10 protein-coding genes and 1 pseudogene are annotated in these 8,396 nt (G+C 51.4%); 5 read left to right on the top strand and 6 right to left on the bottom strand.

Annotated features, from left to right (window positions below; all coding sequences use genetic code 11):
• Window positions 1-34: 34 nt before the first annotated feature.
• From AC1HCM_RS04230 to AC1HCM_RS04215, 4 genes and pseudogenes are all read right to left on the bottom strand, one after another.
• Window positions 35-871, bottom strand: a pseudogene (locus AC1HCM_RS04230) (ferredoxin oxidoreductase); the annotation flags it as partial.
• Window positions 871-1,425, bottom strand: a complete 555-nt coding sequence (locus AC1HCM_RS04225) for a Uma2 family endonuclease (protein WP_479460533.1) — start codon at window positions 1,423-1,425, stop codon at window positions 871-873. The pseudogene AC1HCM_RS04230 and the gene AC1HCM_RS04225, both read right to left, overlap by 1 nt.
• Window positions 1,425-1,994: a carbon monoxide dehydrogenase beta subunit family protein gene (locus tag AC1HCM_RS04220; RefSeq protein WP_479460532.1), complete on the bottom strand. Its 570-nt coding sequence runs from the start codon at window positions 1,992-1,994 to the stop codon at window positions 1,425-1,427. The genes AC1HCM_RS04225 and AC1HCM_RS04220 overlap by 1 nt, the downstream gene beginning before the upstream one ends.
• 19 nt (window positions 1,995-2,013) lie before the next feature.
• Window positions 2,014-2,253 carry a ferredoxin oxidoreductase gene (locus tag AC1HCM_RS04215; protein ID WP_479460531.1) on the bottom strand — a complete coding sequence of 80 codons (240 nt, stop codon included), beginning with the start codon at window positions 2,251-2,253 and terminating at the stop codon, window positions 2,014-2,016.
• Window positions 2,254-2,343: 90 nt separating this feature from the next.
• Between AC1HCM_RS04215 and dprA the strand changes: the two genes are divergently transcribed.
• The 4 genes from dprA to AC1HCM_RS04195 are packed head-to-tail and all read left to right on the top strand — an operon-like array spanning window position 2,344 to window position 6,537.
• Window positions 2,344-3,342 carry a DNA-processing protein DprA gene (gene dprA, locus AC1HCM_RS04210; RefSeq protein ID WP_479460530.1) on the top strand — a complete coding sequence of 333 codons (999 nt, stop codon included), beginning with the start codon at window positions 2,344-2,346 and terminating at the stop codon, window positions 3,340-3,342.
• Window positions 3,343-3,356: 14 nt separating this feature from the next.
• A complete protein-coding gene (locus AC1HCM_RS04205) occupies window positions 3,357-4,907 on the top strand; it encodes a DHA2 family efflux MFS transporter permease subunit (protein WP_479460529.1) in 1,551 nt (516 codons plus the stop codon).
• On the top strand, window positions 4,904-5,728 hold the full coding sequence (locus tag AC1HCM_RS04200; protein WP_479460528.1) for a peptidylprolyl isomerase: 825 nt from the start codon (window positions 4,904-4,906) through the stop codon (window positions 5,726-5,728). The genes AC1HCM_RS04205 and AC1HCM_RS04200 overlap by 4 nt, the downstream gene beginning before the upstream one ends.
• Complete coding sequence (locus tag AC1HCM_RS04195; RefSeq protein ID WP_479460527.1) at window positions 5,668-6,537, top strand: peptidylprolyl isomerase; 870 nt, start codon at window positions 5,668-5,670, stop codon at window positions 6,535-6,537. The genes AC1HCM_RS04200 and AC1HCM_RS04195 overlap by 61 nt, the downstream gene beginning before the upstream one ends.
• Here the strand turns inward: AC1HCM_RS04195 and murI are convergent.
• Window positions 6,534-7,301, bottom strand: coding sequence for a glutamate racemase (murI, locus tag AC1HCM_RS04190; RefSeq protein WP_479460526.1), 768 nt, complete (start codon window positions 7,299-7,301; stop codon window positions 6,534-6,536). The two genes, AC1HCM_RS04195 and murI, sit on opposite strands and share 4 nt — an antisense overlap.
• 39 nt (window positions 7,302-7,340) lie before the next feature.
• Between murI and AC1HCM_RS04185 the strand changes: the two genes are divergently transcribed.
• A complete protein-coding gene (locus AC1HCM_RS04185; RefSeq protein ID WP_479460525.1) occupies window positions 7,341-8,141 on the top strand; it encodes a polyprenyl synthetase family protein in 801 nt (266 codons plus the stop codon).
• On the opposite strand, the gene AC1HCM_RS04180 is transcribed toward AC1HCM_RS04185, so the two are convergent.
• The coding region (locus AC1HCM_RS04180) for a type II secretion system F family protein (protein ID WP_479460524.1) at window positions 8,134-8,396 on the bottom strand (263 nt) is incomplete at its 5' end. The two genes, AC1HCM_RS04185 and AC1HCM_RS04180, sit on opposite strands and share 8 nt — an antisense overlap.

Below are 8,396 nucleotides of genomic sequence, written 5' to 3'. Positions count from 1 at the left end.
AGAAGACTATGTCATCCTCGGTGTCACAGATCTATTCAATCAGACCTCTCAGGTAGTGTTTTGAGTAGGGTCTTGACATTTCTATTTCTGCTCTTACCACAAACTGCCAGATCGTGTGAGCTGCGTAAGATATGTAGTTGGACTTCATCACGTAGGGGTCCCTGAGGAACCTTCCCGGTGCCATCTCCATGTCAAGGGGAACCATGGGAGACTTGTAAGGGTTGTAAGGGGGCAGAGCTATGTCGTCGGGTGGGAGCATAACCGCCTCCCTCGTGTGGGATATGAAGAAGCCGTCTATCGCTGTTATCACCGGCACGTGGACGTCGGGCTGCTCAGCGACAACGAAGCCGGCAAGTATCATATCAAAGAGCTCCTGAGCTGTCTCCGCATGCCATATCATACATCCCGTATCCAGAAGGAAGGATATCTCAAGGTTGTCGGGCTGAATTGTCAGGGGAGCGTTAACACCCCTTGCCATGAGGACAAGCTGTATGGGTAGCCTTGAACCCGCCCACATGGGGAAGTTCTCCATAGCCCTAAGGGTCCCCGGTCCGGAGGTGGTGGTTATCGTCCTTGCACCAGCCATCGCACATCCGGCGACCTCTGACATGACACCGAACTCGGACTCACCTCTGAAGTAAACTCCTACGTAGCCTTCAACCCATAGCTCACCTATCAGGTGGGCAGCCTCCGACTGGGGGGTTATCGGGTAGGAAACGGAAGCATCAACGGAAGCACGCTTGACCGCCTCTTTGACAACCTCTGAACCTGTCATGAACTGCTTTTCCCTTGGTGCCTCAAAGAGCAGGTAGTCCGGTGAAACTACCCTCTGCCCCGCTCTATTGTATTGAACCTGCTCGGTCTTCTGCATCACAGCACCTCCTTAAATAGCTTTTCTAAATTTACTTCCAGACCTTCCAAAAGGCATGAGCTCACCTTTCCCTTTTCATACCCAAAGGAGCAGACCTCGTAATCTCCGTCCTTAATGGAAAAGACCTCAATAGCCCTCTCCCCGGGGAAGATGAGCCACAGCTCCTTCACACCGTACTCCGCATATAGCCTCTTCTTGTCCTCGGTATCCCGCTTTAGAGTGGATGGAGATATGACCTCAACTACGAGGTCGGGAGCACCAAACACTCCCTTTTCCTTGACTATATCCTCCCTCTCCTTGGAGACGAACAGGATGTCTGGCTGGAGAACGTTATCCTCAGCCAAAACCACATCAACGGGGGATACGAAGACCTCACCAATAGACCTCTCTTCTACAAAGTCGCTCATTAATCTAAAAAGTCTTCCCACTATCCTCTGATGGGTTGTTGTCGGTGCGGGCATCTCTATGAGCTCTCCCCTTATTATCTCGTAGCGCTTGTCGTCATCAAGCTTGAGGTAGTCCTCGTAAGTCCACCTCTTGGAGAGTGTCTCCATCACTTGCCCAGCTCCTTCTTTACCTCTTCCGCCACTCTGATGAACTTTTCCAGCTCCTCGGTGTGCTGGTCCCTCAGGGTTATCATCGCGTCCTCGTGTCCTGAGTTACCGCACAGGGCTATAGTGAAGCAGTCGGTCTCAGCCCTTATTATCTTCAGTGCTACGTTTGCGTAGTGGCAGTGAACACCAACGAATATGCATGCCTTTATGTTGTTGTGCCATATCGTCAGGTTGGGATGGTTTGGGTTTATCTCCTTCTCTGGGTCAATCTTCGGGTACTTAGGTCTGTAATCGTACATGGGGATTATCTTTGCGCCGAGGGTCTCGGCTATCTTCCTCACCAGCTTTGCCTTTTCCTTAGCTTCCTCGTTCCAGGCGTAGAGCACCTGGGGTCCGGGGAATATGGTCGGGTTCTCCCTAGTTAGCATAGCCTTGGCGGCTTCCCTCATGGCTATCTCTTCATCAACTATCTCGTTGAAGAGGAGAGCCTTTCCTGGCGGGGGAGTTAGAACTCCCTCGTACATAGCCACAGGGTAGGGAGAGTATCCCGCAGGTCCTAACTTTGCCATAGCTTACCTCCAAAGAACTTTATCTAACACCGGCGACGTCCCTGTTCTCCGCATAGACCATCTCTATAGAATCCCTCTTCAGAAGGTTTGAACAGACGTAAACGCAGAGGGCACATCCCTTACATCTCTCGGTCATGACGTAGGCATGATGGGTCTCATCAGTGTACATCAAAGTGTTTGGCTCTGGGCAGAACAGGGTGCACTGCTTGCAGTTATACTTACTGCATTCATCACGTATTACCTGGGCGACGTAGTACATTCTCCTGCCTCCTCGCAGACGGTTGTGATAAACAATATAAGGGAATACTTATATGAAAACAAGTGCAAGCCCTATGATATAGGTTAGAGTATGGAAAAGCTCACCTGCTGGTTGACCCTCGCCTCCATAGGTGGAGTTGGAGAGAGGACAATAAAGAAGCTCTACGACTACTTCGGAAGCTGTGAGAGGATACTCACCGCAAGCTATGAGGAGCTTGTAAAGGTTGTCGGAGACAGGAGGGCAAGGGCTATAGTTAGAAGGGAAGGGATTGAGGAGCCTGAAGAGATCGTAAAGCTCGTTGATGATAAGAGGATAGGTTTTCTAACCCTTGAGGATGAGGATTACCCCTCTCCCCTGAGGAGCATACCTGACCCTCCCCCTATCCTATTCTTTGAAGGGGACCTTAAGGATGTGCCTCTTGTGGGGATAGTCGGGAGCCGGAGACCGACCGCCTACACCCTCTCCTTCGTGGATGGAATAGTTGAGTCAGCCCTCTCAAGGGGCTACGGGATAGTCTCTGGTGGTGCAAGGGGTGTTGATTCCCAGGCACACCTCAGCGCCATAAGTAGGTCTGGCTACACCATCTGCGTCTTGGGTTTCGGAATCCTGAGAGCTCAGGGGAGACCCTTTGATGATATAAGAGCTTCTGGAGGTCTCCTTATCTCGGAGTTTCACCCTTTGGAGAGGGGAAGCTCCCACACCTTTCCTAAGAGGAACAGGATTATCGCAGCCCTTTCAGACTTTCTTATAGTCCCGGAGGCTGGGGCAAGGAGCGGAGCACTGATAACCGCAGATTACTCCCGCAAGTATGGTAAGAAGGTTTACACCCACATAGGTATGGGTAGGTCCCCCAACTGGGAGGGCTGTTACAGACTCGTAAGGGAGGGTGCGGAGCTGATAAGGGACGGAAGAGATGCCTTTGGGGAGGAGTCCCCTGAGGACCCTCTGCTCTCCTACTTGCGGGAACCCAGAACTCTGAGCGATGTGGTTGAGTTCCTCGGTGTTGATGAGGGGAAGGCTCTCTCCCTACTGACGGAGCTTGAGATGGAGGGGAAGGTGAAACGTATGGGCTCTTTTTACTGCTCCTGATAAGATTATAACTGATGGGTCAGTCAGAACTGACTAAGGGAGAGCTGATACTCCACACCCTCATAGTCATGGCCGGAGCCTTCATGGCTATCCTTGACACCACCATTGTGGACGTGGCTCTCCCTAAGATGATAGCTCCCCTCAAGACCGACCTCTACGGCATCCAGTGGGTTGTGACCTCCTACATGATAGCCGCCGCCGTAACCCTACCCCTCATTGAGTGGCTGGAATCGGTTATAGGTCTGAGGGCTATGTACATAGCTGGTGTAGCTCTCTTCGGGCTATCAAGCTACCTGTGCGGTGTATCAACCGAGCTCTACCAGATGGTTGTCTTCCGCTCCCTTCAGGGGCTTGCTGAGGCTCTCATAATAGTCTCCGCCCAGGCTATCCTCTTCACCATATACCCTCCGGAAAAGAAGGGCATAGCTATGGGTGTTTTCGGCTTGGGTGCCTCCTTCGCTCCAGCGGTGGGACCCACACTGGGGGGCTGGCTCACCGAACATATAAACTGGAACTGGATCTTCTTCATAAACGTTCCGGTGGGCATCTTCTTAGTTGCTTCCTCCCTCTTCTTCCTGAAGGAGGTTTCCAAAAGGGGCAGGGTTTTGCCCTTCAACTTCCTCTCCTTCACCTTCATATCTGTGGCAACCGTCAGCACCCTCGTGGTTTTGTCCAAGGGACAGCAGCTCGGCTGGTTTACCTCAAACGCTATCGCCTTCCTTACCTTCATAGCCCTCCTTGGCTACCTCCTCTACCTTATATCCGACCTTATTTCGGATACAAAGCTTATGGACCTGAGTATCTTCAGGAGCGTGAACTTCAGCGTTTCCTTCGTTGTATTTCTCCTCGTTCTGGGCTTCTCAATGTACGCCCTCTTCTACGCCATACCCCTTTACTTTGAGTTTCTAAAGGGGCTCAGCACCTTCACCACCGGACTCCTCCTACTGCCCTTCGCCTTCTCAATAGCGGTCTTCTCCCTCGTTGCAGGTGTGATGAGCGACCGCTGGAGTGCCGGTGGAACGCTCCTGATGGCGATATTCATCTATCTTGGCTCCATATACCTCTTCATCAGACACTACGACCTCTACACGCCCAAGGAGGAGGCTTCCCTTGAGCTTGCCTTCATGGGTGTTGGTATGGGGCTCTTCTTTGCGCCGGTGACTGTCATCGCCCTTCGGGGGCTTGAGGAGAAGACAGTTCTCGTGATAAGTCTCCTTGATTACATAAGGTTCATAGGTGGGTCCTTCGGAACGGCGATAGCGACGAACATACTGAAGGGAAACTCCTCCTTTCACTACGATGATATGGCTGCCCTTCAGGGGCTCAGCTACCACGCCGTTGCCCAAAGGATAGAAAGCCTCTCCCTTAACTTTTTAAGCAGCTCCTCTCTCCAGGAGGAAGCTCTCACAAAGGCTTACTACGCCGTAGGAGTTCTTCAGACAAAGCTTGCTTACTCTTACGCCTTCCAGGATCTCTTCGTGTGGAGCGGTATATTTGCCCTCGTTGGGCTTAGTCCTCTCCTCCTGCTCTTCAAGACGTGGCTGTATAATAAAAGGGCTACATGATAGTCCTTTTCCTCCTTTTCATGTCTCTTTCCTTTGCGTCTCAGGACATAGTGGCTAAGGTCAACGGCACGGTGATAAGGAAGGATGAGTTTGAGAGGCTATTCAACCTCTACAGAAAGGAGATACTCCACTTCAACCCCAACAGACCTACCGCAGAGGACAAGAGGCGGTTTCTATTTGAGTACATAAAAGGGCTTATAGTTGAGGACATGGCTAAAGACATGGGCTTGTCCGTTGAAGAGGAGGAGGTTGAGGAGAGGCTCAGGTGGTGGGGCAGAAAGTCAGCCGACCCCTTTCTCAGGAGGCTTGTCAGGAGAGAGCTGTTGGTAAGTAAGCTTACTAACAGGATTACGAAGGACCTCAAGGTGAGCGATGGAGAGATAAGGGCTTACTACCTGCTCAACAAGAGAGAGTTTCACTACCCGGACCAGGTTAAGCTCCTCAGGGTGATAACGGAAACGAAGAGGACCGCTCTCAGGGTTTATGAGGCGCTCAAGAGGGGAGGTACACCTTTGGAAGGAAAGGGGATTGTTATCGGCAGGGAGAGGTGGTACTCGGTGCAGGCTCTTCCTAAGATTGTCAGGAGGAGGCTCTACCCTTACAGGGTTGGTGTGGTCTCAAAGCCCATAAAGCTTGAAACCGGCTACCTTATTCTTAAAATAACAGACAGAAGGAAGGCAGGGGTTCTGCCCCTTGATGAGGTCAGAGACCAGGTCAGGGCAAAGCTGCTTAAGATTAAAAGGCAGGAGGTAATGAGAGAATGGTTCAGGGAAGTTTTAAAGGGCTACAGCTTGGAGATCTACTTAAAAAACTTGGAGTAGTTCTCTTTCTATTTGTTGGCTTCTCTTATGCCCAGCTCCTTGACAGGGTTGTGGCTAACGTCAACGGAGAACCGATACTTGAGAGCGAACTAAAAGTAGCCCAGCTTTTTTACAAAGTTAGCGATAGGGACGAGCTCCTGAGGAAGCTCGTTAACAAGCACCTGATAGCCCAGTTTCTTCAGGAGCAGGGGCTGAACATACCCGAAGGGTACATAGACTCCCTGATAAAGGATATAGCGAAGTCAAACGGGAAGACGGTTGAGGAGTTTTACAGGGAGCTTTACAGGGAGGGTCTGTCTCCGAAGGACCTGAGGAGCTTCTTGAAGATTGAGGTGGCTTCAACCCTCGGTCTTAATGAGTATCTCAGGAGTAAGGTGAGCGTGTCTGAGCTTGAGATAGAGCTTGAGAGGCTCAGGAGCGGTGATGTTACCTACAAGAAGGAGATAGAGCTCCTCGTTATAAACAAGGAAGGTAAGGATAGGGTTCTCCCCCTTGTGGAGAGGTATGGCACGGACCTTGAGGCTATGGCTAAGGAGCTGAATGAGAAGCTTGAGAGGATAAAGGTTGGAAAGGGTGAGCTGATAGAGGCGCTGGACAGGGAGATATGGAGGACTGAGGATGGGAAGCTCGCCATAGCTGAGGATGAGAAGCATCTTTACCTTGCTAAGGTTCTGAGGACAGTGAGGATAATATCTGGCAGAAGCGAAGATGAGATAAAGGAAGAGCTCCTTACAAAGAAGCTCAAGGAGGAGCAGGAGAAACTCTTGGAGAAGCTCAGGAAGAGGAGCCTGATTGAGTTTATAGGTTAGCCCTTGTGAATCCCTTCGCTAACTATGTTGGGCAGAGCTGCCTTCCCCAGTATCAGCTCAATCAACCGCTCCAGGTTCTGGGACCTATCGGTGAAGTAGAGCTCAGTTCTCCCTTCCCCAGCGTTAGTCACCAGCTTGTCAAGCTCTCTTGCAACAGCCTCTGAAGAATCAACAACCTTGGTCCCTTCCATAAACCTCTCTATCACTCCCTTGAGAAGAGGGTAGTGGGTACATCCGAGTATGAGGGTATCCACACCGACATCTTTTAGCTCCTTAAGGTAGAGCTCTACGACCCTCTCCGCTATCTCCCCCTCAACCAATCCCTCCTCTACAAGGGGCACGAAGAGGGGACAGGCTTTTGCAAAGACGTCAACACCCCATTTCTTTAGAGCCTTCTGGTAGGAGCCGCTCCTTATCGTTGCTGACGTTCCTATGACCCCAACCCTGCCAGAGGTTATGGACAGAGCCATCTTCACACCCGGGCTCACCACACCGACCACCGGAATGAAGAGCTCCCTGCTGAGGGTGTCAAGGGCGTAGGAGCTCGCGGTGTTACAGGCAACCACGAGGACATCAATCCCCCTCTCTACGAGGAAGTCCGCACACTCAAGGCTGTACCTGATCACCGTATCTGGTGAGCGGTTTCCGTAGGGAACCCTTGCGGTATCACCTAGATAGATGAGGTCCAGAGAGGGAAACCTCTCCCTTATGGACCTGAGGACTGTGAGCCCCCCAACGCCGGAGTCAAAAATACCTACTCGCAATCTTCAGCCTCCCATAAGATGTCTATAATTTTAAGTCCTATGGATAGGATTCCTCTCTGGAAGGAAAGGATTGAGGAAAGGCTCAGGGAACTGCTCAGGTCCTTTGAGCCGGAGCAACTCTCCGAGGCTATGTCCTACTATCTCTTTCAGCCGGGAAAGAGGATAAGACCCCTTCTCACGGTTGCGACCGCTGTCTCTCTGGGAGGGGACCAGGAGGATGCCATAACCGTAGGCTGTGCCATAGAGATAATACACAACTACTCTCTTGTCCATGACGACCTTCCTGCGATGGACAACGATGACTTCAGGAGGGGGCTCCCTTCCTGCCACAGGAAGTTTGGGGAAGCGGTAGCCATACTGGCAGGGGATGCCATGCTCACCTATGCCTTTGAGATTCTCTCAAGGAAGGGAATCTTCAGGAGTCTCACAGCAGGTGAAGTGCTCAGCCTAATACATACCATTGCGGTCAAATCTGGAGCGGAGGGTATGGTTGGAGGACAGGCTTTAGATATAGCCGGTGAGAAAGACCTTGAGAAGGTCAACCTGAAGAAAACAGCAGCCCTCTTTGAAGCCTGTTTTCTATCCGGCGCTATAGTTGCCCACAGGCAGGACCTTCTGCCCGACCTTGAAGGTGTTGGAAGAAGCTTCGGACTTCTCTTCCAGATAACCGACGACATAGTGGACAGGGACGGCTACTACCTTCTCCTGGGAGAGGAGGGAGCGAAGAAGAAAGCCTCCCAGATATACGATGAGGTCAAAGCTCTCGTGAGCAAGGTCTTTAAAGGTAGCTCCCCCGAGATAGACTCTCTGGTTGAAGCGGTTTATAAGAGGATCACTTGACAAGCTCCCCTATCTTGAATATCGGCATGTAGAGAGCTATCAGGATACCACCAACTATGGTTCCGAGAATAACTATGAGCATGGGCTCTATCAAGGTTATGAGACCTTCCACAGTTCTGTCAACCTCGTCCTCATAGAACCTTGCGATGGTGTCAAGCATCTCGTCAAGCCTTCCCGTTTCCTCACCTACCTTGACCATGGCAACGATGAGCTTGGGGAACCGCCCCGTCTTTTCCATGGAAGACCACATAGTCT

The sequence above is a fragment of the Hydrogenivirga sp. genome (assembly GCF_056450045.1).
This window is presented reverse-complemented; position numbering and strand designations above follow the sequence as displayed.

Bases quoted from the DNA above. Each gene is read 5' to 3' on its own strand.
- AC1HCM_RS04205 (WP_479460529.1), top strand. From the start codon at position 3,357: ATGGGTCAGTCAGAACTGACTAAGGGAGAGCTGATACTCCACACCCTC.
- AC1HCM_RS04220 (WP_479460532.1), bottom strand. From the start codon at position 1,994: ATGGCAAAGTTAGGACCTGCGGGATACTCTCCCTACCCTGTGGCTATG.
- AC1HCM_RS04200 (WP_479460528.1), top strand. From the start codon at position 4,904: ATGATAGTCCTTTTCCTCCTTTTCATGTCTCTTTCCTTTGCGTCTCAG.
- AC1HCM_RS04185 (WP_479460525.1), top strand. From the start codon at position 7,341: ATGGATAGGATTCCTCTCTGGAAGGAAAGGATTGAGGAAAGGCTCAGG.
- AC1HCM_RS04195 (WP_479460527.1), top strand. From the start codon at position 5,668: ATGGTTCAGGGAAGTTTTAAAGGGCTACAGCTTGGAGATCTACTTAAA.
- AC1HCM_RS04225 (WP_479460533.1), bottom strand. From the start codon at position 1,425: ATGGAGACACTCTCCAAGAGGTGGACTTACGAGGACTACCTCAAGCTT.
- AC1HCM_RS04215 (WP_479460531.1), bottom strand. From the start codon at position 2,253: ATGTACTACGTCGCCCAGGTAATACGTGATGAATGCAGTAAGTATAAC.
- dprA (WP_479460530.1), top strand. From the start codon at position 2,344: ATGGAAAAGCTCACCTGCTGGTTGACCCTCGCCTCCATAGGTGGAGTT.